A 24,753-nucleotide genomic window follows, 5' to 3' on the forward strand; every position below is an offset into this window, starting at 1 on the left:
GCCGCGACGCTGTCACGCCGAGTGGCCGTCCGGGCGGACCAGGCCGGCGTCGGTCGAGACGTGCCGGCCTGTCCGCAACCGTTCGAAGAGGCGGCTGCCGTCGTCGAACCGCAGGTCGCGGACGCGGCGCCCGGTCGCGTAGGCGACGTCGAGCCCGGACAACCGCTCGGCCAGCAGCCGTGACATGTCGGGCGCCGTGGCGATCAACTCGCTGAGCAGCGCCCGCAGTGCCTGCCCCTCCGGGGTGTAGGCGGTCATCAGCGCGGTCTGCGCCCGGGTGTGCCGCAGCAGTGCCGCGCCGACCGGGTGCCGCTCCTCGTGGTAGGTGTCGAGCAGCTCCTCGCCGGCCCGCCCGGTGATCACGGCGGCCAGTTTCCAGCCGAGGTTGTGGGCGTCCTGGATGCCGACGTTCATGCCCACGCCGCCGGCCGGGAAGTGCTGGTGGGCGGCGTCCCCGGCCAGGAACACCCGGCCCGCCCGGTAGGTGGTGGCCTGCCGGGTGGCGTTGCCGAACCGGGACAGCCAGACCGGGTCGCGCATGCCGAAGTCGGTGCCGGCGACCCGTCGTACCGTCGCGCGGAACTCCGGGAAGGTGAGCTCCCCCGGCCATTCCGGGCGGTTGGTCGCGGGATCGGCGCCGACCAGCCGGGAGACGCCGCCGCCGAGGGGCACGATCATCAGGCCACCGTGCGGCCCGGCGAGGTTGGCGACGCCGTGCGGGGGTGGCGCGTCGAGAACGACGTCCCCGAGCCATCCCCAGGTGGTCGCGCCGGTGCCGGCGAAGTCGATGCCGGCGGCCGCGCGGATCGTGCTGCGGACGCCGTCGCAGCCGACGACGTACGACGCGTCGGGAATCCCGGTCACCCGGTGACCGCGCTCGACGACCGCCCCGAGCGAGCGAGCGCGGTCCTCGAGGATCTCCTCGGTGCGGGCCTGCGGCAGGGCGAGCGTGAACGGGTAGGGCGTGTCCAGCCCGGCGAAGTCCATCCGGTCGGGCAGCCCGCCGAAATGGCCGTTCGGAATGCGCGTCCCCTCGGCGAGGAACGTCTCCGCCATTCCCCGGGAATCGAAGATCTCGAGGGTACGCGGATGGATCGTCAACGCCTTCGAATGTGCATCCCGTTCCTCGCGCGCCTCCAGCACGGTGACGCGCGCCCCGCCCAGCCGCAGCTCACCGGCGAGCCACAACCCGGTCGGGCCGGCGCCCACGATCACGACCTCACTCATCGTCGCCTCCTCTTGGTCACTGACCAACGATGTGCGTCGAGTAGAATTGGTCAGTGACCAATAGTCAAGTGGATGTGGTCCGCGCCGCTCTGGCCGTGCTGAACGATCAGGGCGCGGCGGCCGTCTCGATGCGGTCCGTCGCCGAGCGGCTCGGCGTGCGGATGAACACGGTGGTGTGGCACGCCAAGACCCGGGCGCGGCTGGCGGAGCTGATGGCCGACGCGATCGTCGCCGGGGTGTCGCTCGAGGACCTGCCGGAGCGGTGGCGGGAGCGGGCCGCCGAGATCGTCCGGCGGTACCGGCGGGCGCTGCTGGCACATCGGGACGGCGCGGCCGTCGTCGCCGGCACGTTCGCGGCCGAGCCGGCCACCCTGGATGTCGCGGAGGCGCTGATCGCGGCCCTGCTCGACGGCGGCATGCCGGAGCGGGAGGCGGCGTGGACGTGCTGGAGCCTGGTCTATCTCACGCTCGGCGTGACCCAGGAGGAGCAGGCCGCGGCCGGCCGGTTCACCCGCGATCTGGAGGTGGGTGACCGGCCGGCCCTGCGACGTGCGCTCACGTTCCTGGCCGGGGAGTCCTTCGACGACCGTTTCGAGCACGGTGTCGCACGGCTGCTGGCCGGCCCGTGAGTCAGCAGGAGATCTTGGTGCGTCCCGCCTTCTGACCCCACTTGCAGGTGTCGTGGACCTTGCCGGCGCCGGTCTTCAGCGTCGCGGTGTCCCCGGTGTTGTTCCAGACGTAGTTGCCGGAGCCCCAGTAGAGGTTGGCCTTGCTGTTCTTGCCCTTGCCGGTGTGCAGGGTGACCTTGCCGCCCTTGCCGGCGATCGTCACGCTGCCGAACGTGTAGGTGCGGGACTTGTCGACGATCTTCCAGCCCTTCAGGTTGACCGCCTTGCCGCCGGTGTTGACCAGCTGGATCCACTCGGCGTTCAGCGACGTGTTCGAGCGGGTGTCCTTGCCGGGCGAGTCGTACTGGACGGCGGAGAACCGCAGCGCCGGCGTGGCGGCCTGGGCCGGGCCGGCGACGATCAGGACACCGCCGGCCGCGACGGCGAGTGCGCTTGCGATGGCCAGGGACGTGCGCATCAGGCAATCTCCTCGATGATCTCGGTGGAAGTCTCCGATTCTGGTGGCCCGCCGCGCCGGCCCGGCGCTGTTCGGTTCGCGTGTCCGGGTGGTTCGCGCAGCCGTTCGGATACTGTCCGCGACCGATCAGGCAAGGAGCCGGCGCAACAGGACCGGTCCGGCAGGTTCGGTCAGCGAGAGGACCACCCGGACCGAACCCACACCCCTTTCCGCCGTACGACCATTGGCCTGCACCTCGATCGCGAGCAGCGGAGCATCGTCGGGCGTGACGTCGCCGAGCAGGATCGCGGCGGCGAGCGGGTCGTGCAGCGGGATCTCGCGCACGCCGAGCAGCCGCTCGTAGCTGTCGAAGTAGACCGGCACCATGTCCGAAAGTGCCCGGTGCAGCGGCGTTCCCCCGGCACGTAGCGCGTCGACGTCGGCAACGGTCCAGCGGTGGCGCATCGTGACGTCGAGCGGGACCAGCGTGACCGGCCACGGCGCCGCGAGGACGGCGGCGGCGGCGCCCGGGTCGTGGGCCAGGTTCGCCTCGGCGTGCGGCTGGCGGTTGCCGGGGACGCGCACCGCCCCGCCCATCACGGTGACCGACGCGACCAGCTCGGGCAGCCGCGGCTCGGCCCGGAGCGCGGCGGCCAGGTTCCCGCACGGGCCGGTGGCGAGGACGTGCAGCTCACCGGGGTGGCGCCGGGCAAGGTCGACGAGCAGTTCCACGGCCGTACGCCCGATCGGGTCCTCTCCCGGCGGAAGACCGACCCCGCCGGCGCCGTTGCCGCCGTGGACCGCGACCACCGAGCCGGGATGCTCGCCGGACCCGATCGCGACCGGGATGCCCGTGACGCCGGCCAGCGCGAGGACGCCGAGCGTGTTCGCCGCGGCCTGCGGGGCGGTGGTGTTGCCGTTGACCGTGCCGATGCCGGCGAGCGTGGCGTCCGGGTGGGCCAGCAGGTAGGCGATGGCGATCGCGTCGTCGATGCCCGTGTCGCAGTCGAGGTAGATCAGCATGTTCCTCGTTCTACAGATGCTGCACCACCGGCGCGACCCCGGTCGTGCCACGAACGCGCAGGTCAGCGTGAACCGGTTAAGGCCACGCCGGAAACACTCCGGAAATCAGTCATTGACAGACCTGGATGCCACGCCTAGCTTCAGCCCGAGGAAAGCGCTTACCTGCACGTGGACTCACCTGCCCCGTCCCCCAACGGAGGAAACCCCCATGTCCCCGTCACGTCGCACCGTCCTCGCCGCGGCCACCGCCGGCGTCCTCGCCTCGGCCGGCGGCCTCGCCGTCGGCCAGGCCACGCCGGCGTTCGCCGCCGAATCCAGCCCGGTCGGCTTCGCCTCCCTCAACGGCGGCACCACCGGCGGCTCGTCCGGCACCGTCGTCACCGTCACCACCGCCTCCGCACTCAAGTCGGCGCTCAGCTCCGGCACGTCGCAGACCGTCCGGGTCTCCGGCCTGATCACGATCTCCGGCATGTACGGCGTCGCCTCGAACAAGACGGTCATCGGCGTCGGCTCCGGCTCCGGGATCACCGGCGGCGGCCTCAACCTCTCCGGCGTCCGGAACGTGATCCTCCGCAACCTCGTGTTCAAGAACGCCGCCGACGACTCGATCAACGTACAGAGCGGCAGCACCAACATCTGGATCGACCACAACGACCTGTCGAACGGCTACGACGGGCTGATCGACATCAAGCGCGGCTCGGACTTCGTCACGGTCTCCTGGAACCACCTGCACAACCACGACAAGTCCATGCTGCTCGGGCACAGTGACGACAACAGCGCCCAGGACCTCGGGCACCTGCGCGTCACCTACGTCCACAACTGGTTCGACGGGACCAACCAGCGGCACCCGCGGGTCCGGTTCGCCAACCCGGTCCACGTGCTCAACAACTACTACAGCAACGTCGGCTCGTACGGCGTGGCGTCCACCGAGAACGCGGGCGTCTTCGTCGAACGCAACTACTTCGAGAACGTCGCGCATCCGACGGTCACCCAGACCGGGGACTCCGACGCCGGGAACCTCAAGGTGCTGAACAACTACAAGGTCAACTCGGGGGCGGAGGAGGTACGCAACGGGGCTTCCGTGGCGGCGATCCCGTACTCGTACACGCCGGAGGCGAACACTTCCGTCAAGGCCACGGTCACGGCGGGAGCCGGCACCGGCAAGATCTGACGTTCCGCACTCCGACGGCGCCCGCCCCTCATCCCCAGGCGGGCGCCGTCCCCCGTCCCGCCCCAGCCCCGCCGCGCACGACCCAGCCGCGCCTCCCGCCCCACCGCCGCCCGCACAACTCAGCCGCGCTCGCGCGCCCGCGCCAACCTCACGACCCAGCCGCGCTCGCGCCCCAGCCCCGCCGCGCAACGCCACGACCCAGCCGCGCCTCCGGCCCCAGCCCCGCCGCGAGACGCCGCCACCACTCACGACTCAGCGGAGCCTCCGGCCCCGCTGCGCGACGCCGCCACCACTCACGGCCCAGCCGCGGGTTGCGCCCTCGGCTGGTTCTCATGGGCGTTATGAGGCACGAATAACGCCCATGAGAACCAGCCGGAACCTGGAGTCGCGGCTGGGCGCCGGTACGGCACGCGATGCGGCTTCTTCCGCTGGTTCTCACGGTCGTCATGAGGCACGAATGACGACCGTGAGAACCAGCTTGGAGCGGGACGCGCGGCCGGGGCATTGCCAGGCCACGGGCTCGCGTGGGCTCTGACCGCGCCCCGCCACGGAGGCCGCCCTTGCGGCCTGAGCGTTCAGGGCGCGCCGGCGCCCTGCTCAGGCCGGAAGGGTCCCCGCGGGAGCAGCGGAGAAGGACCACAGCGGAGGCAGGAAATGATGAATGTGATCTTGAGAGGTTCGGATGATGCGGTGCGTCACTGCTGGAAGGCCGCGCCCACCGACGAGCCCTTGGCCGGCTGGGCCATGCAATGCAGCAGCCAGCCGTTGTTGCCCTGCACCGGCCACGCCTCCCGCCGCCAGCCCTTGGTCTTGGCCGGGTCGACGCTCTGCGCGGCCATGACCTCCGCCGAGCAGGCCTTAGCCACGTCGGGTTGTTTCAGCAGCGGCGACGCGGAGTCCAGCACCGGCGGGCCGGCCGGCAGCGTGATCGCCGCGAACGTCTCCCACGCGTGGGTTCCGGGGCAGAAGCGGGACACCGGCGCGACCGCCTGGGTGCCGATCTGCGTGAGCCCGGCCCAGCACAGCGGCGCCTCCGGGCAGAAGCCGTCGCCGCAGGCCACGTAGCCGGCGGGGGCGCCACCGGCGGCCGCAGTCGCGCTGGGTCTGCCGGCCGCTTCGGCGCCCTTCGGGTCGTTGCCGCCGCCCCGCAGGGTGATCCCGGCGACGATCAGGGCGATGACCACGACCGCCGCGACGGCGCCGATCAGCGTCCGGGAGGATTTCCTTCCCCCGGTACGGCCGGTGGCGCCGGGCGGCGTGAGATCGGCCTGCCGCGCCATCTCGGCCATGGCGAGCGCGGTCGGGAAGCGTTTCTCCGGGTCGGTCTGCAGCGCCCGCTCGACGAGGGCGAGCACGGCCGGCGGCACGTCCGCGCCGAGCGTCTTCGGCTCCTGCTGGATGCGTTGCAGGGCGACCGCGTACGGGTTGTCGCCGACGAACGGCTTCTCCCCGGCGAGGCATTCGTAGGCGACCAGGCCCAGCGAGTACACGTCGCTGCGCCGGTCGGCGGGCTCACCGAGGACCTGCTCGGGCGCGAGGTAGCTGGGCGTGCCCAGGACCGCGCCGGTCGCGGTCACGCCGGGTGAGCTCAGGTGCCGGGCGATGCCGAAGTCGGTGATCAGCACTCCGCCGTCGGCGCGCAGCATGATGTTCGCCGGTTTGACGTCGCGGTGCAGGATTCCCTGGTCGTGGACGGCCTGCAGGCCCTCGGCGGCGGCCACGACGATGCGTTTCGTCTCGGCGGGGCTGAGCCGGCCGTCCCGCGCCAGGCGCTGTGCCAGTGACTCACCGTCGATGAACTCCATCACCAGGTACGTGTGTCCACCGTCCTGGCCGACGTCGTGGATCGCCGCCACGTTCGGGTGGTTTACCTGGGCCATGGCGTGCGCCTCAGCGGTGAAACGCTGGACGAAGCCGGGGTCCTGGGCTGCCGCCGGCAGCATGGTCTTGACCGCGACGACCCGGTTGAGGGCCTCGTCGAAGGCACGCCAGACCTCGCCCATCCCACCGGCGCCGAGCCGGTCCTCCAGGCGGTATCGGCCGCCCAGGCGCATGCCGGCCCCGAGGCCGAAATTCGGTTGCACGCGCGCATCGTAGGGGCTAAGCGTTGTGGATTTGTAAATACTTCGGCGTGTCATCGGGGAAACGCGCGCGCCAACCGGCGAACCGCCTCGTCCATCAGGTCGGCGGGCGCCGCCGCGTAGGTGAGCCGCAGGTGAGCGGCGGGTGGTTCGGCGGCGAACCAGGGCCGCCCCGGGAACACCACGACGCCCTCGGCCGCGGCCCGTCCGGCCAGCGCGACGTCGTCGATCCCGTCCGAGAGGCGGGCCCACAGGTGCAGGCCACCGCGTGGGACCGCCGCCGGAATCAGGGCCGGCACGTGGCGCTCCAGGGCCGCGAGGAGCGTTTCCCGCCGATGTCGCAATTCCCGATGGAGGGTACGCAGATGGCGCCCCCACCCCGGCCCGGTGACGAACTCGAGAGCGGCCTGCTGCAACGGCCCCGCCACGAAGAAGTCGTCGAGCAGCCGGGCGGATCGCAGGCGCGCCCCGGCCGGCCCGCGCGCCCCGATCGCGGCGATCCGCAACCCCGGCGCCGCGGATTTGGTGAGTGATCGCAGGTAGACCACGTGCCCGCCGGGGTCGCCGACCGCCAGCGGTGGCGGGGCCTCACCGTCGATCACCAGGTCACGGGCGTAGTCGTCCTCGATCAGGAAAGCCCCGTTGTCCCGCACGGCGGCCATCACCGCGTCCCGCCGGTGCGCGGCCAGGGTCGCGCCGCTCGGGTTGGCGCAGAGCGGCTGGCAGTAGAAGAGCCGCGCCCCGGTCCGCGCGAACGCGGCCGCGAGCTGGTCCGGCAGCACCCCGTCCTGGTCGGCGGGCACCGGGACCACGCGCAGCCCGCTCGCGTGCGCAGCGGCGAGCGCGCCCAGATAGGTCGGCGACTCGACGAGCAGGGTGTCGCCGGGCGCGGCGAGCGCCCGGAACGCGGACGACAGCGCGGCCTGCCCGCCGGGGCAGATCACCAGGTCACGAGCGCGCAGCCCGGTCGCCGACGAGCGGGCGAACCAGTCCCGCAGGTCTTCCCGGCCCTCGGCCGGCCCGCGCTCCCAGGCGGCCGGCTGGCGGGCGGCCCGCGCCAGGGCCGTGCCGAGCGCGGCGACCGGCTGCAGATCGGCGTGCAGGTAACCCCCGGAGAGCGGGATGGCGCCCTCCGGCGGTAACGCCAGTAACGCCTGCATCTCGGTCTCGCCGAACCGGCCCGGCCCGAGCGCGACCGTCTGCCACGACAGGTCGGGGGTGGAGACCGGCTCGGGGCGTGCCGCGACGAACGTGCCCTTGCCCGGCCGGGCCTCGATCAGGCCCTGGGCGACCAGGACCCGGATCGCCTCGGCGACGGTGACCGGCGACGCGCCGTGCCGGGCGGTGAGCTCACGCACCGAGGGCAGCCGGGTCCCCGGGGCCGCGCCGGTGACGCGCCCCCGAAGATCTTGGATAACGCGGGCCGCTGCGTTACCGTCATTCATGAGAAGCAAGAGTAGCGCTACTGCCCCCAGCACGGTAACAACGGGCCTGGCTCTCGGCGCGGTCGGCGTGCTCGCGTTCAGCATGTCGCTGCCGGCCACCCGGGTCGCCGTGCAGGAGCTCGACCCGTGGTTCGTGGCGTTCGGCCGGGCGGTCGGCGCGGCCGTGCTCGCCGTCCTCTACCTGCGGGTGGTGAAGGCGCCCCGGCCCACCCGGGAGCAGTGGCGGCGGCTGCCGATCGTCGCGCTCGGCGTGGTCGTCGGGTTCCCGCTGTTCACGTCCCTCGCGCTGACCACGTCGACGTCGTCGCACGGCGCCGTGGTCGTCACCGTGCTGCCGGCCATGACCGCCGTCTTCGCCGCGATCCGCGCGCACGAGCGGCCGCCGCTGGTGTTCTGGCTCGCCAGCGCCGGTGGCCTGGTCGCCGTGCTGACGTTCCTGATCACGTCCGGGGCGGTGCACGGCGCGCTGACGGTGTCGGACCTGTACCTGCTGGCCGCCGTGGTGCTGTGCGGGCTCGGGTACGCCGAGGGCGGGGTGCTCGCCCGCGAGCTCGGCGGGGCCCGCACGATCTGCTGGGCGCTGCTCGTCGCGCTGCCCGTCACCCTGCCGATCACCCTGGTCACGCTGCCGGGACAGGCCGGCCCGCACAGTTGGGCGGCGTTCGGCTACCTGACCGTGATCTCGATGTTCCTCGGGTTCTTCGCCTGGTACGCGGGGCTCGCCAGGGGCGGCATCGCCACGGTCGGGCAGATCCAGCTCGCCCAGCCCGTGCTGACCCTCGTCTGGTCGGCGCTGCTGCTGGGCGAGCCGGTCACTCCCGCGTCACTGGTCGCGGCGGTCGTCGTGCTGGGCTGCGTGGTGCTGACCCAGCGGGCGCGTCACGGTTTGCGGGTCAGCTTCCACCACAGGGACGGCTCGCTCGTGGCGGCGCCGGCGGCCAGATCCACCCGTACGCCGGAAGCCTGAATCTGACCCACCGGCTGACCGGCGGTGACCTGTGGACCCGGCTTCGTCGTCGTGGTGGTGACCGTGACGGGCAGGCCGGGCCAGCCGACCACGTTCAGCGCGGAGACCGGCGACACCGGCGACGTCGCGCCCCACGCGGTCTCGATGGTGCCGACCGGTTTCGCGGCGAGCAGCTCGTACTCCTTCACCGTCTTGCGGACCACGGCGAGCAACGAGCGCACCACCTTGTTGACGGCGGCGAGCTGCTCCGGGGTGTGCGCGCCCGGCTGGTTGAAGACCGCCCCGACCAGCACCAGCGTCGTCGAGCCGACCTTGAGCCGGGAGGCGAACAGCAGGTTGCCGCCGGCCTCGGTGGTCGACCCGGTCTTGATGCCGAAGACGCCGTCGACCCCGAGCAGGTCGTTGTAGTTCTTGATCGTGCCGGCCACCGGGATCGCCGCGCTCTCCAGCTCGACGATCTCGGCGAACACGTCGAACTTCAGCACCGCCCGGCCCAGCTTCACCTGGTCCGCGGCGGTGCTGGTGGTGGTCGGCAGGAAGCCCGACGGGTCGGTGTACTCCGTGTCGGTCATGCCGAGCTCGTCGGCGGCCGCGTTCATCTTCTCCAGGAAGCCGTCGACGCTGGTCGCGTCCCAGACCGCGAGCTGGTGCGCGATGTTGTTCGCGGACGGCAGCATCAGCGCCTCGAGGGCGTCCCGTTCGGTCAGCTTCTCCCCCGCGACGACCTTCACCAGGGACTGGCCGCTGGGGATGCGGGAGTTGTAGTCGGCGACGTCCGCGCTGGTCACGGTCAGATCCGGGCCCTCGTCGGCACCTTCGAGCGGATGGTTCTTGAGGATGACGTAAGCGGTCATCACCTTCGCGACGCTGCCGATCGGCTGGGCCGCCTTGCTGCCCGAGCCACCGATCCGGCCGAGACCCTCGACCATCAGCTCCGCGGAGCCCTGCGACGGCCACGGGAACTTGGGGAGCACGCCGGGGATCTTCAGCGTGGTGGCGACGTTCGTGGTCAGCGTGGCGTCCGGCAGGCTGCGGCTGAGCTGCGCCGCCGCCCCGCCGCCCAGGAGGGCGACCACCAGGAAGAGGGCGACCAGGACCGCCGTCAGGCGCCGGCTCTTCCGCTTCTTCGCCGGTACGGCGTTCTGCCCGCCCTGATACGTCGCCGGCCCTTGCGGCGGCTGTGGAGTGGAAGGCGGTTGATTCGTCACGGGCGCATGGAACGACGGTTGACCGGTCGCCGCATCGTAAGCCGGAGCGGCCTGCCCGGGAACCGGAACAGCCGCCCGCCCGGACTGCTGAGGCAGTTGCGCCTGCTGAGGCTGGCCGTGGTGAGGTGCGGGCGCATACTGCGGCGCCGGCACGGAAGCCCGGCCGGGAGCGCCCGCCTGACCCGGAACCGGGACGGAAGCCCGGCCGGCCTGCGGCGGACTGTGCTGGACCGCGTGGTCGGCGGGTCGCGGCCCCGGCACCCGCGCCGATCCCGCAGCCGGCCGGCCGCCGCCCTCCGCCGGCACCGGCGTCTCCCGCCCGATCCCGTCGTTCGGCTCCCCCGCCTGCGTCATCCGTTCGCCCCTTCCTCGCCTCCGGCCCGCCCGGACGCCGGACCCAGTATTCCTGAGCAGCCCAAATCCTTGTCACCCCGACACCGAGCAGGCCGAATGCGTTCCGTTTCTCCCACTGCCAGGCTTGTGGAGGGCAGGTCGGCATGGACACGACGGATTTGCATGCGTTCCACTACGGGTGGCAAATCGCGCCGCTGTGAGGGGGAGCCGGATGAGTGCCACCGATGTCGTGATCACCGGTTGGGGTGTCACCACCCCGCTGGGCGGGGACGTGGAGACCCTCTGGGCCAACATGCTCGCCGGCCGGTCCGGGGTGCGCCGGATCGACGAGCGGGTCAAGGACTACCCGCACTGGGAGCAGCTGCCGACCCTGATCGGCGCCCCGATGGCCGTGGATCCGGCCGGTGTCCTGCCCCGCGTGCAGGCGCGCCGCCTGGACCGCTGCGAGCAGGCCGCCCTGGTCGCGGCCCGGCAGGCGTGGGAGCACGCGGGCAGCCCGCAGGTCGAGGGCGAGCGCCTGGCCGCGGTGATCGGCTCCGGCATCGGCGGCGTCTCCACCATTCTCTCCCAGGACGACCTGATCGAGGAGAAAGGTCCGTCCAAGGTGTCCCCGCTGGTCGTGCCGATGATGATGCCGAACGGGCCGGCCGGCTGGGTGAGCATCGAGTTCGGGGCGAAGGCCGGGGCGTACGCGACGGTCTCCGCCTGCGCGTCCGGCGCCGAGGCGCTCGCGCTGGCCGCCCGCCTGATCCGCGCGGGCGAGGTGGACGTGGTGATCGCCGGTGGGGCCGAGGCGTGCATCGCGCCGCTCACCATCGCCGGGTTCGCCCAGGCCCGTACGCTCTCGCGACGCAATGACGACCCGGAACGCGCCTCCCGGCCGTTCGACACCGATCGTGACGGTTTCGTCCTCGGTGAGGGCGCCGGGGTCCTGATCCTGGAACGCGCCGACTTCGCCGCCGCCCGGGGCGCCCGGGTGCTGGGCAGACTCGCCGGGTACGGGGTGACCGCGGACGCCCACCACATCACCGGCCCCGACCCGACCGGCGCCGGGCAGATCCGGGCGATCCGGGCCGCGCTGCGCATCGGCGAGGTGTCCCCGTCGGACGTCGACCACGTGAACTGCCACGCCACCTCCACGGTGGTCGGCGACATCGGCGAGGCCACCGCGATCCGGGCCGCGCTCGGCGACGACGTGGTGCTCACCGCGCCGAAGTCCAGCTTCGGGCACCTGGTGGGCGCGGCCGGCGCGGTGGAGGGCATCGTCACGGCGCTGTCGATCCGGGACGGGGTCATCCCGCACACCCTCAACCTGGAGACCAAGGCGCCCGAGGTCGAGCTGGACGTGGTGGCCGGCGAGCCGCGGCGCGGGGCGATCCGGGCGGCGATCTGCAACTCGTTCGGCTTCGGCGGCCAGAACGTCTCCCTCCTCTTCACCCCCGCCTGACCACCCGCCCCACCCCACCGCACCTCACCCCACCGCACCTCACCCCGCCCCGCCTCGCCCCGCGCCGCCGTGGCACGCGTGGCACCCGTGGCGTCCAGCTCGCGCAGTCCGGCTGGCCACCACGGGTGCTTCCCGGCCCTGACACACCCCGCACGGCCAGCCGGGACCCGGCGGCTGGCCACCACGGGTGTTTCCGGGCGCTGACACCCGGCCGGCTGGTGGTGCGGGGACTTCGGCGGCGAGCGTTAGCGGACCTTGACGACAGGCCGTAAAGTCTGCGGCGCGCACCGCTTTAACCTACAAATTCTGTAGGTATTGTGGTTTGCTAGGCACAGCGTCGACCTGCGGGAGAGTAAGATGTCGAGCCTCGTCGAAGTGGCAGAACCCACCAGCCAGGACGCCGGGAGCGCCCACTCGGTGGCGATCATCGGCGGAGGTGCCACGGGCGCGCTGCTCGCCCGGGCGCTGATCTTGCGTACCGACCGGGAAGTGGTCTTGATCTCCCCCGACGCCTCCCCGGGGCGTGGCGTGGCCTATGGCGCGGCCCAGCCGTGGCACATCCTGAACGCCCGGGCCGGCTCGATGAGCATCTGCCCCGACGACCCGATGCACCTGGTCCGCTGGGCCCGCGCGCACGGCCACGCGATCGAGGGCACCGACTTCCTGCCGCGCGCGCTCTACGGGGACTACCTGGCCGGCCAGTTCGCCGAGATCCTCGCCACGTCCCGCGGCCGGCTGCGGCACCACGTGGCGACGGCGACCGCGCTGCACCGCGACGAGGCGGGGTACGTGGTGCTCACCGACAACGGCCCGGTCCGCGCCGGCCAGGTGATCCTCGCCGTCGGCAACCCGGAGCAGCAGCGGCTGCCCGGGGTCAGCGACGCCGCCTTCGCGAGCCCGCACCTGGTCACCGACCCCTGGTCGCCCTATCCGCAACCGGCAGCCGACGAGCCGGTCCTGCTGCTCGGCACCGGCCTGACCGCTGTCGACGTCGCGCTGAACCTGATCGAGGCCGGTCACCGCGGCCCGATCGAGGCACTCTCCCGGCGCGGCCTGCTCCCCCTCGCTCACCCGGAGCTGCCGCCGTCGTCGGCGCACCCCGACCTGATCCTGGACGGCGGGCTCGGCCTGCGGGAGTTGCTGCGCCGGGTCCGCGTCGCGATCGCGGCCGGCGCCGACTGGGTCGCCGTGATCGACACGCTGCGTCACCAGGCGGACCGGTTGTGGGACGACTTCGGCGACGACGACCGGCAGCGGTTCCTGCGGCACGTGGTCCGCTTCTGGGACGTGCACCGGCACCGGATGGCCCCGCCGATCGCCGCGCGGATCGCCGAGCTGCGGGAACAGGGCACGCTGCGGTTCGCCGCCGGGCGGCTGCGGTCGATCGAGCCGGACCCGCGCGGCGGCCTGCGCGTGACGATCGAGGGTCAGGAGGCGCGGCGGTTCGGCGCGGTGATCGGCTGTACCGGGCCGGGCAGGCTGCCCGGCTCCGCGGACCCGTTCCTGGCGTCGCTGTTCCGGGACGGGGTGGTGCGGCCCGGTCCGTACGGGCTGGGCGTCGACACCGACCAGGACGGCCGGATCGGGCACGGACTGTGGCTGGCCGGGCCGTTGCGTCGCGGCCACTCGTGGGAGACGACCGCCGTCCCGGAGATCCGCGCCCAGGTGGACCGCCTGGTCAGCACCCTGAGCCGGCAGACCGCTCCGCGCTGACCGGTCACCTCGGCTCGCTCGCCACCGCCCGGCCCGCTCACCGGGGGCCGGCTCAGCCCTCTCACCGGCCGGGCCGGGTCAGCCCGCTCGCAGGCCGCCGATCGTGGTGGCCAGGACCAGGCGCAGCTCGCCGATGTGGAGCAGCTTCGCGCTGGTCAGGTACACCAGGGCGCCCACCCCGGCCGCGGCGGCGATGGTGAGCGCGGGCATCGACGTACCGACGAGGAGGATCATGCCGAAGGCCCCACCCGCGCCGGCGGCGGCCGCGAGCGAGACCCGGACGTGCGTCCGCATCAAGCGCCTTCCGTCGATCCAGCCGAGCCGCCGCCGGAGCACCACGACCGTCGCCGCCAGCCCGGCCGTGTACGCGATCGCATAGACGACCGGCACCCCGGCCACGATCGACGCCGTGGGCAGCACGAGCCCGGACACGACGCAGCCCGCGATCCCGGTCACCGCGACCCCGGCGGTGATCAGCGCCGGCGTCCGGGTGTCCTGCATGGCGTAGAAGCCGCGCTGCAGGATCGAGTACGCGCTGAACGGCACCAGTGCCAGCCCGAACGCGGCCAGCACCGTGCCGAGCGTCCGCACCGTCGACGGGGCGCTGCTCCCGTGATCGAAGAGCACCGTGGCGATCGGCCGCCCGAGCAGCACCATCGCCACCGCGATCGGCGCCGTCACCGCCACCGCGACGCGCACCGCGAGCGACAGGTCACGGACGATCCGGTCATGATCACGCCGCGCGGCGCTGCGACTGAGCCGGGGCAGCATCGTGGTCATCACGAACAGCGCGATCACCGCGAACGGCACCTGGAAGACCGCCAGCGCATTCTGGTACGCCGTGACGCCGCCCGGCCCGCTCAGCGACGCCACGCGCGTCGCCGCGACCAGGAACGCCTGCGCGCCGAGCACCGACAGCAGCACCCAGCCGGCCAGCGCCCCGATCCGCCGGATCGCGATGCCCCGCGGATCGAGGTGCAACCGGACCGGGAAACCGGAGCGGGACAGCGCCCACACCACCAGCGCCATCTGCGCGAACACGCCCGCGCTGGTGCCGATCGCCAGCAGCGTGAAGCTCCGCGACCCGACGTAGAGCAGCCCGACCGCGATCACCACCAGGCTGTTGCAGAGCGGCGCCCACGCCGCCACGGCGAACCGCCCGCGGATGTTCAGCACGGCGCCCGCGGTGGCGCTCACCCCGTAGAACAGGATCTGCGGCAGGAAGTACCGGCTGAGGACCACCGCCATCTCGTGCTGCTCCGCGGTGAAGCCGGGCGCCACGAGATCGACCAGCCACGGCGCCACCGCCAGGGCGAGGATCGTGATCGCGCTCAGGCCGTACACCATCAGCGACAACAGCCGCTGGGTGTAGAGCACCCCCTGATCCGGATCGGTCAGCGACGCCCGGGTCAGCAGCGGCACGATCACGCTCGCCATCGCCCCGCCGATCAGCAGCTCGTAGACGGCGTTGGGCAGCGTGTTCGCCACGTTGTAGGCGTCGAGCAGCCGGGTGCCGAGCCCCAGCGCCGCGGTCAGCACCAGCACCCGGACGAATCCCGCCGCCCGCGACGCCAGCGTCGCGAGCGCCATCCGTGAAGTCCTCGCCATCAGGCACCCCCGTCCACTACGCCCATCGTGCCTCACCGTTGCGAGACGCCGGACCACCGCCGCCGGCCCGGTCGCCCCCACGTCTCCACCGCCGGCTTGTACGCTCGCGGCCGTGACCATCGAGGCCGCGCGCAGCGCGCTGATCGTGATCGACCTGATGCCCCGGATCGTGTCGCAGAACATGGGCCCGCACCCCGGCGCGGAGGTCGTCGCGCGATCGTCGGCGCTGGCCACGGCGTTCCGCGCGGCCGGTGGCGTCGTCGTGCCGGTCCGCGTCGAGCGGCCCGGCGTCGCCGAGCAGCCCCCGGGCAGCGGCTTCGTCCCGGAGCTCACGCCGTTGCCGGGTGACGTCGAGATCGTCAAACGGGCAATCGGAGCCTTCTACGGTACGAACCTGGAGGCTGAACTGCGCAGCCGCGGCATCACCACGGTGGTGATGACCGGTCTCGCCACCACGATGGGCGTCGAGTCCACCGCGCGGGCGGCCGCCGACCTGGGCTTCGACGTGGTCTTCGCCGCCGACGCGATGAGCGGCATGACCGCCGCCGAGCACACCCACGCCCTCACGGTGATCCTCCCCCGCTTCGGCGAAATCCTGTCCACCGAGGAGATCCTGGCCCGCCTTCGCTGACCGGCCCCACGGTGAGCGCCAGCCGGGAGCTCGCGCCGCGCCGCTACCCGGACCTCGGGCACCTGCCGAGCCTCCTACTTTCTGGTTCGGAGGCTTGTCCGGTGGAGGATGGTGGGGTCGGCGAGGTGCGGAGGTCTGTGGTGGCGTTGCGGGTGGATCTGACGTTCGACAGCGTGCGGGCGGTCGAGTTGGCGGAGTTCTGGAAAGTGGCGCTGGGCTATGAGGACGAGCCGCCGCCCGAACCGTTCGCGACCCGCGCCGAGTGGGTGGCGTCGTTCGGGGAGCCGGCGCAGGACGGGGCCGGCGGCGCCTGGCTCCGCGATCCGGACGGGGTCGGGCCGAGGCTGGTGTTCCTCGACGTGCCGGAGCCGAAGGTGGCGAAGAACCGGTTGCACCTCGACGTGCGGGTGGGCCGGCACGGGGAGCCGTGGCCGCGCGTCCTGGCGAAGGTCGAGGAGTTGCGGGCGATCGGCGGGCGGGTCCTGCACACGTTCGACAGGCATCACGTGGTGATGACGGATCCGGAGGGGAACGAGTTCTGCGTGGCGGCCTGACCCGGTTCGCGTTCACCCGATCCGGACCGTGCGGGCCCAGGACGGCGGGAAGGCGTAGTCCTCGTCGTCCTCGATCTCCCGGCGGAACAGGCCCACCACGGTCCGGCACGGCGGCTGCTCCGACGGCCACGGCGTCCAGCCGTCGGTCAGCGCCACGATCACGTCCGGGCGTACCCTCTGCGCCTGCCGGAACCCGGCCCGCAGGTCGGTGCCACCGCCGCCGATCAGCGGGATCCCCTCGGCGCGGCACAGCGGGTGCGCCACCCGGGCCGCCGCGTCGCAGGAGACCACGCTGACCCGGGACCGGCCGCCGGCCGCGCGCCCGATCGCGGTCACCTCCAGCAACGCGGTGCCGAGCTCCTCGTCGCTGACCGAGCCCGACGTGTCGATCACGACGCAGACCCGGGGCGGGTTACGTCGCAGCGCCGGCAGGATCACGCCGGGCAACGCTGTCGCCCGCCGGGCCGGTCGGCCGTACGTGTAGTCGCCGCCCGCCCCGGACGAACCCGCCGCCGCCCGCACCGCCGCGCCGAGCAGCTCCCGCCACGGCTGCGGCGGATGGAACGCCTCCTGCGCCCAGCGCTGCCAGCCCTTCGGCGCGCGCCCGGGACGCCCGTTGATCGCCTCCGCGACCCGGAACCGCACCGCGTCGCGTTCGTGGTCGGTCAGCCCGTGCCCGTCGCCCGGGCCGAGGTCCCAGCCGCGTTCGCCGCCGTCCGCGCCGCTGCCGCAGTCGAGCCACGCGTACCCGTCGGTGAACGGGCCCAGCCCGAACATCCCCAGGTAGTCCTCCATCAGCAGGCCGGGGTCCATCCTCAGCGCGTCCGGGTGAACCGCGCCGCGCGGGATCGGCAGGCCGTGGCCGTACACGTCGTCGTTGATCTCGCAATCGGCGGCGATGTTCATCCGCAGCCGCTCGCCGGGCCCGCTCAGATCGTGCTTGCGCGCGTAGCGGTCGCCGCGCCCGTGATGGTCGCGCAGCAGGTGGGAGACCTCGTGCACCCAGACGGCGGCCAGCTCCTCCAGCGGCATCCGGGCCACGAAGTCCGGCGACACGTAACAGCGCCAGTACCGGTCGACCGCCATCGTCGGCGTTCGCGGCGACTCGACGACGTGCAGGGCGAACAGCGCCGACGCCAGGTAGGGGCGGGCGCGGACGGCGAACAGGCGAGCCCCGTACAGCTTGTCGAAGTCCAGGCTCACGCGGCGAGCCTCGCCACGCTCACCGCGCCGGCCAGCCGCTCGATCCCGGCCGGCATCGGCCAGTCGTCGCGACGCAGCTCCGCCAGCTCCTGCGCGGGGACCACCAGCAGATCCGGCGCGCCGCCGTCCAGGGCCGCGACCAGCAGGGTCCAGGCCGCGTCCCAGCGGTCACGGTTCGCGTCCCTGCGGACCGCTTCGACAATGCCTTCCAGTACGGCCTGCCGGAGGTCCCCGCGCTCCGGGAACCGCGCCCCGGACGGGTCGGCGAGCAACTCCTCCGGATCGGGCAGGTCCATCCGGTCGAGCGCGGCCAGCAGCTCCAGCCCCGGCCCGTCCCCGACCACCCCGCGTACCAGCAGGGACAGCACCTCACGGGACGAGCCGGACGCGGTGGCGAACGCGATCAGCCGGACCGCCATCTCCCACGTCCGCGGGGACGGCCACGCACCGCCGCGTTTCGCCTCGGACTGCGGCAGCTGGTGCACGAGCTTCGGCCGGCCGCCGAGCAGCCCGGTCACGCCACGACGCGCGTACGCCACCGCCTCGGTCAGCCGTCCCGGGTCCAGGGACGGCAACGCGGCCCGCGGCCACGTCCCGCCGAGCCCGCGCACCACCACCGCATGGTCGTAGGTCCACTGCAGGTGCACGAACCGGTTCGCCAGCGGCGCGCTCAACTCCCAGCCGTCCGCGGCCGAACCGCGCGGGTTCGCCGCCGCGACGATCCGTACCCCCGGCGGCAGGGTGAGCGCACCGACGCGCCGCTCCAGCACCAGCCGCAGCAGCGCGGCCTGCACGGCGGGCGGCGCCGTCGACAGCTCGTCGAGGAAGAGCAGGCCACGGCCGGTCCTCGCGAGCCGCACCGCCCAGTCCGGCGGGGCCATCGGCACGCCGTGCACGGCCGGGTCCGCGCCGATCACCGGCAGCCCGGAGAAGTCGGTCGGCTCGTGCACGCTCGCGATCACCGTGGTCAGTGGCAGGTCCAGGCTCGCGGCGAGCTGGGTGAGGGCGGCGGTCTTGCCGATCCCCGGCTCACCCCAGAGCAGCACCGGCAGGTCGGCGGCGACCGCCAGGGTGAGCGCCTCCAACTGCAGGTCGGTACGGGGCTCGGTGGTGGTGTCGGCGAGCAGACCGATCAGGTCCGCGGCGATCTCAAGCGTCATCTGGTCACCTTTCTGCGTCGGGGTTTCTTCGTCGGGCCCGGGCCGGCCAGCCCGGAGCGATACAACTCGTACGTCTGATGCCGTTGCTCGACGCGGGCCAGCTCGTCGCGCAACGGCCCGTCCCGCAGCGCGGCGTGCGGGCCGAGCAGCGCCTCCACGGCCCGCAGCGCGCCGGGCAGGTCGCCGTGGTCGAGCCGGGCGCGGATGTCGGTCAGCGACTCCGGACGGTGGGTGGCGTCCTCGATCGCCCGCAGGCAGGGCAGCGGGGTGCCGCCGAACGCCACCAGGATCTCCTCCCGGCGCAGCTCCGCCGGGTCGTGATCCAGGGCCGAGAGGACGCCGCCGGCCAGGCCGATCCGGTGCCGCTGCCCACGGCAGTCGACGTACCGCGGCCCGGCCGTCTCCCCCGGCGTCGCGGCCCGGGCGTGCCCCGGCGCGAGGGCGTCGGCGACCAGCGGGTGCAGTTGACCGGGATCGATCAGGCCGGCCCGGAGCAGCTCCAGATCCGGCGGCACCCAGGTGGCCGCGTCGGGCAGCAGCAGCGCCTCCCGTGGCAGCAGGCCGCGGCCGTCCCTCCCGCGGCTCGACGGGGGGCCCTCGACGGGCAGCACCTCGGGACACTCGTGCCGGTTCAGCCGCACCAGAACGGGGTCGCCCGGCCGGCCCTCGGCCCGCCGCAGGATCTCCGCCTCGGCCCGCCATCGGTGGGTGGCCCCGGTCCCGTCTCCCGGCCAGGCGTCGGCGCCCGAACGGTCCCTCAGCTCAGCCGCGAACCGTACGTCCCAGAGGTGACGATGCAGGTCGAAACGGAACCGCCGATGGGGCCGCGGATGCGGATGCACGCCGGCCACCTCGCCGTCCCACAGCGCGAGCGTGATCCGCTGGTCCGCGTCCGCCCAGCCGGGAGCGGTCCGCGCCACCAGGTGCAGCCGCGGCCCGTAGACGGCGAGGGACACCGTCAGGCCCGGACGCAACCGCCCGGTCTCGACCCGAGGCAGATGCCATCGCAGCAGGTCAGGGGCAAGGTGGAGGAGGTCGGCGTGGATCATGGCAGCAAGCTCGCCGCCATGGCGACGGGCGACAGCCCGCAACTCCGGATCCCCGGCAGCACCGGTCGAAGCGCAGACACGATCTGCCCCGGCCGGTGAGCACGCGCCGAAGTCGGGGTCGACCCGAGCGGCCGAGCACGCGCCGGCCCAATCGCCGGCGAGTCGCCGGGCGGTAGCAGTTTCGATCATCGAGGGCGGCACGGCGAACTCGCGCACGCGCCGCCAGGCGAGGAGACGGGGGTCGCCGTCCACAACGGAGCGCATCAGCACTCACTTCTTGTGGACATGGCCCCCTCTCCGGCATTCGAGGTCAGCATCGCGGGGGAGCTTAGCGGATCGGGGCGGGACCGGCATCCCCGTTTTCTGGGCTACGGTGCGGTGGTGCATCAAGAAGGGCCCACCCCCACCCCCCTTTCCGCACGACCGCCTGTTCGCCGACGGCCCGACCCCGCGCCCGTCCCCAGCCACGGCGATCACGCCGCCTCTGGCTCCGGCACCCAGGGCGACACTCCGGCGACACACCATCCGCAACGGTTCACCGGCGGGGACGGGCGCCGGATCCCAGCAGGCGACCGGCTTCGGACGGCGATCGGTCTGGCCCCCGACCTTACGCCGGTCGTTCTGGACCTGAAGGAGGCTGTGGACAAAGGCATCGGCCCTCATGGATTGATCACCGGCCCGGCCACTCCCGTTTTACTCCGACATGTCCTCCTCGGCCTGGCCACCTCACACACCCCTGACGAAGCCTCGTTCGTCCTGCTCGACGGCGCTTCCCCGGCCGCCTCGGACCCGGCACCGCCCTTCGCCGTTCTGGGCCAACTTCCGCACACGGAAGTCGTCCTCGGCCCGGACCGTCCCGACCTCGTACCCCGTCTGATCGAGGTCCTCGAGGGTGAGCTGTCCCGCCGCAAACGCTTCCTGGTCGCCGCGCAGTGCTCCAGTCACAGCGAGTATCTCCGCGCCGCCGCATCCCGTCCCCCGCTGCCGGCCCTGATCCTGGTCTGCCACGAGGTTCTCACCCTCGTCGACCGCCACCCGCGGCTGCTGGAGCTGCTGCGCCGCGTCGGCTGGCTGGGCCGGGCCCGCGGCATCCACCTGATCCTCACGGTGGCCGACCTCGCCGATCCGGACGTCCGGGGCCTGGCCGGCTATCTCGCCTACCGTGTCACCGCTCCTGCGGCCGGGTCGCCGGGGCTGCTCAGCGCCGGCCCGCACCAGCCGCCGCGCCCGTTCACGCTGCCTGACGAGCCGGAGTTCCCGTCCGGCGCCGTGCCGCCGCCCGCCCATCGGATCTGGGTGCCGCCGCTCGACGTGGCACCGGCCCTCGACGATCTCGCCGGTCCGGTGGTGACCGGTTCCGATCACCTGCCACGCTTCGCCGACGAGTCCCTGCACGGCGCGTTGCAGATCCCGATCGCCGCGCTGGACAAACCGCGCGAGCACCGCCGTGACACGATCTGGCTTCCGGTCGCCGGTCATGTCGCGGTTGCCGGCGGTGCGGGCAGCGGCACATCGACCTTCCTGCGTACGGCGATCGCCGCGCTCGCCCTGTCGCACTCCCCCGCCGCGGTCCGGATCATCGCGCCCGACTCCGTGCCGCCGGACTACCTGCGGATTCCCCTGGTCCACGGCGTCCTGGGCCGGTCCCGTCCGTGCGTCGACGAGCTGCGCGACCTGCACGCCCGCCTGGATGCCCCGGACGGCGACACGGTCGTGCTGGTCGACGACTGGGCCGAGTTCTGGGCGACCCGGCCGGAGTGGCACGACCTGCTCGTGGAGATCGCCCGCCGCGGCTCGTCGCGCGGGGTGCACCTGATCGCCGCCGCGACCCGCTGGTCCGATTTCGATCCGCGCCTGGCCGACCGTTTCGGGTCCCGTCTGGAGTTGCGGGTCGCCGAGTCCGCGATCGATCCGGCAGCGGCCGCCGAGGTTCCCCCGGATCAGCCCGGGCGGGGCATCGTCGACTCCCCGTCCGGGCCGTTGCACTTCCTGACCGCACGCCCGGAGCTGGCCGCCACCCCGCACGACGCGCTGATCCGCTCACTGAGCACCGACCACTGCGCGGAGTGCGGTTTCACGTACGCCTCGGTGTCCGCGGCCGCCCTGCCCGCCCGGCTCCGGACTGCCGGTTCGCTGTACGCCGCCGCGCTGCTCGCCGCTTCCGCCCCGCGCCGGCGGCCGTCGCCGGACGTCTGGTCGCCGCTGGAGTACACCTGCCACGTCCGGGACGTGCTGCGGGTGCAGCGCGAGCGCCTCGATCTGGCGGTGCGCGCCGACAACCCGGTGTTCGCCCCGATGGGCCGCGACGAGCGGGCGCTGCGCGACGACTACAACGGTCAGGATCCGTACGTCGTGCTGACCGATGTTGATCTGGCGGCGGAATCCCTGGCGGTGGCTTTCGAGGCGTTGGCTCCGGCGCAGTTGTCGCGGACGGGCCTCTACAGCTGGCCGGCGCCGGCGACCCGCGACCTGCTGTGGGTGGGCCGCCACACCGTGCACGAGGTCGTTCACCACCTGCGGGACATCGCCCGTCAGCGTTGACGCCGAGGAGAGCCGTGCGAATCCTGTTCGTCGCCGCCCCGTTGCAGGGGCACCTGTTGCCGCTGGTCCCGCTGGCCGCGGCCTGCCGGGATGCCGGGCACGACGTCGTGCTGGCCAGTGACGGCTTCCCGCCGGACGTGCTGGGGTTGCGCACCGCGGCGATCGGCGCCCGGTTCAGCCTGCCGCGCAGCGCGATCCGGGTGGCGTTGCGCCGCCCGCGGCTGGCTCGCGCGGAGCTGCGCGGCACGGCCGGGGTCGGCATGGTCGGCGAGTTGTTCGGCCGGGCGAATCGCGCGCTGGTCGATCCGCTGCTCGCCCTGGCCGGGCGGGAACGACCGGATCTGATCGTCTACGAGTCGCTGTCCGAGGCGGGCGCGATCGTCGCGGGCCGGCTGTCGGTCCCGTCGGTGCTGCAGGAGAACACGCTGTGGCCGGCCACCGAGCTGTTCCGGGCGGTCACGGCCAGCGCGGCGTTCCGCGGGCAGCACGTGCCGGAGCCGGATCTGACGATCGCCGTGACCCCGCCGAGCCTGCGCGACGCGCCGGCCGCGGGCGGGATCATGATGCGGCCGGTTCCGTTCTCCGGGGGCGGCGCCGTGCCGCAGTGGCTGCTCGGTCCGGGTGAGCGGCCGCGGGTCGTGGTCAGCCGCAGCACGCTCGACGGCCCGAACAGCGGCGACCCGGGCAGGGCGGTGCTCGCCGCGGCCGCGGAGGTGGACGCCGAGTTCGTCCTGGTGCGTCCCGCCGCGAGCACGAAGCTTCCGGCCGGCGTACGGGCGGTGGGGCGCGTGCCGCTCGACCGGGTGCTGCCGCACGCGGCGGCGTTCGTCCACCATGCCGGCGCCGGCAGTGTCCTGGGCGGCCTGGCCGCGGGCGTCCCGCAACTGGCGACGCCCGGAGCTGGTGACCGCCGGCACAACGCCGGGCTGCTGGCGCGGCGTGGCGCCGGGCTGGCCGTCCCGGCGGAGGCGATCAGCGCGGCGGACCTGAGCCGACTGCTGACCGACGGGGCGTTGCGGGCCGCGGCGCGGCAGGTCGCGGCGGAGATCGCGGGGATGCCCGCCCCGGCCACGGTGGTTCCGTCGCTGGAACGCCTCGTCTGATTCCCGCGAGACCCCGGGCCGCATGCGGCCGACGATGGACGCATGGATTTCGAGGTGCATGCCATTCCCGAAGAGGTGCTGGAACGGGCCCGCAAGGAAAGCGCCGGCCCGCGGCGGCCGGAGTTCGCCCGGATGGTCGCCGAGGGCGGTGAGGCGGTGCGCTGCTGCCTGCGGGACGCGCGGCCGGGCGAGGAACTGGTGCTGTTCACCTACGAGCCACCGATACCGCCCAGCCCGTACCGGGAGATGGGTGCCGTCTTCGCTCATCGGGAGCCCTGTGGTGGTGTGGCTGGCGACGGTTGCCCGGCGGAGTGGCGCGGGCGCCCGCAGGTGTTGCGGGCCTATGACCGCCGCGGCTGGATCCACCCGGCGACGCGGGTCCACGACGGCACCGACCCGGAGGGGGCGCTGGCCGCGGTGTTCGCCGACCAGGACGTGGTGCAGGTGCACAGCCGCAACGTCGCCTACGGCTGTTTCATGTTCGCCGCCACCCGCGTCCCCGCGCCGTGACGCCGCATGACGATCCGGTATCGAACGCGCGACTAGTCACCCTACGACTAGCTGACGCATGACTATAGTTGACGCGTGTCACGACATCTCATGGGATCGGGCGAGATCGCCAAACGGCTCGGGCTCAGCCGGCAACGGGTCCAGCAACTCGCCGAGCGCGACGACTGGCCGGAGCCGTTCGACGAGCTCGCCATGGGCCGGGTCTGGCTGATCGAGGACATCGAGTTGTGGATCCATCAGCAGCGGACGCCCCGGCCCGAGGAGCCGCCGCCCTGATCGGCGGCCGCCGGGCGGCGGTTGGTTAACTGTCGCCATGGGGCTGTTCACGCGGGAAGAGGCGCAGGCCGAGCTGGAGCGGCTCCGGCCGGTGCTGGAGGAGATCGTCGCCCTGCGGGCCGACATGGTGGAGCTTTCCGCCGCGCTGGTCCCCGGTGGTGAGCCGACCGGGCTGGGCGGTCTGCCGGAGCGCAAGGCGGCCGAGGCGCGGCTCAACGAGCTGATGACGGTCGTGCAGGAGTCCGGCGCCGAGTTGAAAGGCGTCGCCCCGCTGCTGATCGACTTCTCGTCCGACCTCGACGGTGTGCCGGTACTGCTGTGCTGGCTGGAGGGCGAGGCGGAGCTGGGGTGGTATCACCGGCCGGACCTGGGCATCGCCGGGCGGCGACGGCTGCCGTGACCTGATCACGGTCCGCC

22 protein-coding genes are annotated in these 24,753 nt (G+C 73.1%); 12 read left to right on the plus strand and 10 right to left on the minus strand.

What is annotated here, in order from left to right:
* Positions 1 to 12: 12 nt before the first annotated feature.
* The gene (locus Acy02nite_RS01820) at positions 13 to 1,227 is read right to left on the minus strand and encodes an FAD-dependent monooxygenase (protein ID WP_203737974.1); all 1,215 of its coding nucleotides are present in this window, start codon (positions 1,225 to 1,227) and stop codon (positions 13 to 15) included.
* A gap of 53 nt (positions 1,228 to 1,280) precedes the next feature.
* Between Acy02nite_RS01820 and Acy02nite_RS01825 the strand changes: the two genes are divergently transcribed.
* Positions 1,281 to 1,856 carry a TetR/AcrR family transcriptional regulator C-terminal domain-containing protein gene (locus Acy02nite_RS01825; RefSeq protein WP_239174065.1) on the plus strand — a complete coding sequence of 192 codons (576 nt, stop codon included), beginning with the start codon at positions 1,281 to 1,283 and terminating at the stop codon, positions 1,854 to 1,856.
* A gap of 1 nt (position 1,857) precedes the next feature.
* Here the strand turns inward: Acy02nite_RS01825 and Acy02nite_RS01830 are convergent, their stop codons facing one another.
* Both Acy02nite_RS01830 and Acy02nite_RS01835 read right to left on the minus strand, forming a co-directional pair.
* Positions 1,858 to 2,313, minus strand: a complete 456-nt coding sequence (locus tag Acy02nite_RS01830) for a lamin tail domain-containing protein (RefSeq protein ID WP_203737975.1) — start codon at positions 2,311 to 2,313, stop codon at positions 1,858 to 1,860.
* A 126-nt stretch (positions 2,314 to 2,439) separates the two neighbouring features.
* Positions 2,440 to 3,315, minus strand: coding sequence for a nucleoside hydrolase (locus Acy02nite_RS01835; RefSeq protein ID WP_203737976.1), 876 nt, complete (start codon positions 3,313 to 3,315; stop codon positions 2,440 to 2,442).
* 208 nt (positions 3,316 to 3,523) lie between these two features.
* Between Acy02nite_RS01835 and Acy02nite_RS01840 the strand changes: the two genes are divergently transcribed.
* Positions 3,524 to 4,486 (plus strand): pectate lyase family protein, encoded by a 963-nt coding sequence (locus Acy02nite_RS01840; RefSeq protein WP_203737977.1) that lies wholly within the window; start codon positions 3,524 to 3,526, stop codon positions 4,484 to 4,486.
* Between the two features lie 695 nt (positions 4,487 to 5,181).
* On the opposite strand, the gene Acy02nite_RS01845 is transcribed toward Acy02nite_RS01840, so the two are convergent.
* On the minus strand, positions 5,182 to 6,570 hold the full coding sequence (locus tag Acy02nite_RS01845) for a serine/threonine-protein kinase (RefSeq protein WP_203737978.1): 1,389 nt from the start codon (positions 6,568 to 6,570) through the stop codon (positions 5,182 to 5,184).
* A 50-nt stretch (positions 6,571 to 6,620) separates the two neighbouring features.
* Positions 6,621 to 8,012: an aminotransferase-like domain-containing protein gene (locus Acy02nite_RS01850; RefSeq protein ID WP_203737979.1), complete on the minus strand. Its 1,392-nt coding sequence runs from the start codon at positions 8,010 to 8,012 to the stop codon at positions 6,621 to 6,623.
* Between Acy02nite_RS01850 and Acy02nite_RS01855 the strand changes: the two genes are divergently transcribed.
* Positions 8,011 to 8,979: a DMT family transporter gene (locus Acy02nite_RS01855; protein ID WP_203737980.1), complete on the plus strand. Its 969-nt coding sequence runs from the start codon at positions 8,011 to 8,013 to the stop codon at positions 8,977 to 8,979. The genes Acy02nite_RS01850 and Acy02nite_RS01855 overlap by 2 nt on opposite strands.
* Here Acy02nite_RS01855 and Acy02nite_RS01860 read toward each other — a convergent pair.
* Complete coding sequence (locus Acy02nite_RS01860) at positions 8,892 to 10,187, minus strand: D-alanyl-D-alanine carboxypeptidase family protein (protein ID WP_239174067.1); 1,296 nt, start codon at positions 10,185 to 10,187, stop codon at positions 8,892 to 8,894. The two genes, Acy02nite_RS01855 and Acy02nite_RS01860, sit on opposite strands and share 88 nt — an antisense overlap.
* A 565-nt stretch (positions 10,188 to 10,752) precedes the next feature.
* Between Acy02nite_RS01860 and Acy02nite_RS01865 the strand changes: the two genes are divergently transcribed.
* Positions 10,753 to 11,988 carry a beta-ketoacyl-[acyl-carrier-protein] synthase family protein gene (locus tag Acy02nite_RS01865; protein WP_203737981.1) on the plus strand — a complete coding sequence of 412 codons (1,236 nt, stop codon included), beginning with the start codon at positions 10,753 to 10,755 and terminating at the stop codon, positions 11,986 to 11,988.
* A gap of 375 nt (positions 11,989 to 12,363) precedes the next feature.
* Positions 12,364 to 13,701 carry an FAD/NAD(P)-binding protein gene (locus tag Acy02nite_RS01870; RefSeq protein ID WP_239174069.1) on the plus strand — a complete coding sequence of 446 codons (1,338 nt, stop codon included), beginning with the start codon at positions 12,364 to 12,366 and terminating at the stop codon, positions 13,699 to 13,701.
* A 78-nt stretch (positions 13,702 to 13,779) separates the two neighbouring features.
* Here Acy02nite_RS01870 and murJ read toward each other — a convergent pair whose 3' ends face one another.
* The gene (gene murJ / locus Acy02nite_RS01875) at positions 13,780 to 15,309 is read right to left on the minus strand and encodes a murein biosynthesis integral membrane protein MurJ (protein ID WP_203737983.1); all 1,530 of its coding nucleotides are present in this window, start codon (positions 15,307 to 15,309) and stop codon (positions 13,780 to 13,782) included.
* A 112-nt stretch (positions 15,310 to 15,421) separates the two neighbouring features.
* Here murJ and Acy02nite_RS01880 point away from each other — a divergent pair, with 112 nt between their 5' ends.
* Both Acy02nite_RS01880 and Acy02nite_RS01885 read left to right on the plus strand, forming a co-directional pair.
* The gene (locus Acy02nite_RS01880) at positions 15,422 to 15,940 is read left to right on the plus strand and encodes an isochorismatase family protein (RefSeq protein WP_239174073.1); all 519 of its coding nucleotides are present in this window, start codon (positions 15,422 to 15,424) and stop codon (positions 15,938 to 15,940) included.
* Positions 15,941 to 16,065: 125 nt separating this feature from the next.
* Positions 16,066 to 16,494, plus strand: a complete 429-nt coding sequence (locus Acy02nite_RS01885) for a VOC family protein (RefSeq protein WP_239174075.1) — start codon at positions 16,066 to 16,068, stop codon at positions 16,492 to 16,494.
* A 12-nt stretch (positions 16,495 to 16,506) separates the two neighbouring features.
* Here Acy02nite_RS01885 and Acy02nite_RS01890 read toward each other — a convergent pair whose 3' ends face one another.
* From Acy02nite_RS01890 to Acy02nite_RS01900, 3 genes are read right to left on the minus strand one after another with little or no spacing between them, the layout of a single operon-like run.
* A complete protein-coding gene (locus Acy02nite_RS01890; protein ID WP_239174077.1) occupies positions 16,507 to 17,697 on the minus strand; it encodes a vWA domain-containing protein in 1,191 nt (396 codons plus the stop codon).
* Complete coding sequence (locus tag Acy02nite_RS01895; protein ID WP_203737984.1) at positions 17,694 to 18,857, minus strand: AAA family ATPase; 1,164 nt, start codon at positions 18,855 to 18,857, stop codon at positions 17,694 to 17,696. Before Acy02nite_RS01895 ends, Acy02nite_RS01890 begins: the two co-directional genes overlap by 4 nt.
* Positions 18,854 to 20,170 (minus strand): hypothetical protein, encoded by a 1,317-nt coding sequence (locus Acy02nite_RS01900; protein WP_203737985.1) that lies wholly within the window; start codon positions 20,168 to 20,170, stop codon positions 18,854 to 18,856. The genes Acy02nite_RS01895 and Acy02nite_RS01900 overlap by 4 nt, the downstream gene beginning before the upstream one ends.
* A gap of 21 nt (positions 20,171 to 20,191) precedes the next feature.
* Here Acy02nite_RS01900 and Acy02nite_RS01905 point away from each other — a divergent pair, with 21 nt between their 5' ends.
* From Acy02nite_RS01905 to Acy02nite_RS01925, 5 genes are all read left to right on the plus strand, one after another.
* Positions 20,192 to 22,447: an FtsK/SpoIIIE domain-containing protein gene (locus Acy02nite_RS01905; RefSeq protein ID WP_264653234.1), complete on the plus strand. Its 2,256-nt coding sequence runs from the start codon at positions 20,192 to 20,194 to the stop codon at positions 22,445 to 22,447.
* A 14-nt stretch (positions 22,448 to 22,461) separates the two neighbouring features.
* Entirely contained in the window at positions 22,462 to 23,550 is a 1,089-nt protein-coding gene (locus Acy02nite_RS01910) for a glycosyltransferase (protein WP_203737987.1), read from the plus strand.
* A gap of 42 nt (positions 23,551 to 23,592) precedes the next feature.
* Complete coding sequence (locus tag Acy02nite_RS01915) at positions 23,593 to 24,060, plus strand: DUF1203 domain-containing protein (protein WP_203737988.1); 468 nt, start codon at positions 23,593 to 23,595, stop codon at positions 24,058 to 24,060.
* 75 nt (positions 24,061 to 24,135) lie between these two features.
* A complete protein-coding gene (locus tag Acy02nite_RS01920) occupies positions 24,136 to 24,336 on the plus strand; it encodes a DNA-binding protein (protein WP_307872268.1) in 201 nt (66 codons plus the stop codon).
* Between the two features lie 37 nt (positions 24,337 to 24,373).
* A complete protein-coding gene (locus Acy02nite_RS01925; RefSeq protein ID WP_203737989.1) occupies positions 24,374 to 24,736 on the plus strand; it encodes a DUF2203 domain-containing protein in 363 nt (120 codons plus the stop codon).
* Positions 24,737 to 24,753 lie beyond the last annotated feature (17 nt).

This window comes from Actinoplanes cyaneus (assembly GCF_016862095.1).
In the GTDB taxonomy this organism is placed as follows: domain Bacteria; phylum Actinomycetota; class Actinomycetes; order Mycobacteriales; family Micromonosporaceae; genus Actinoplanes; species Actinoplanes cyaneus.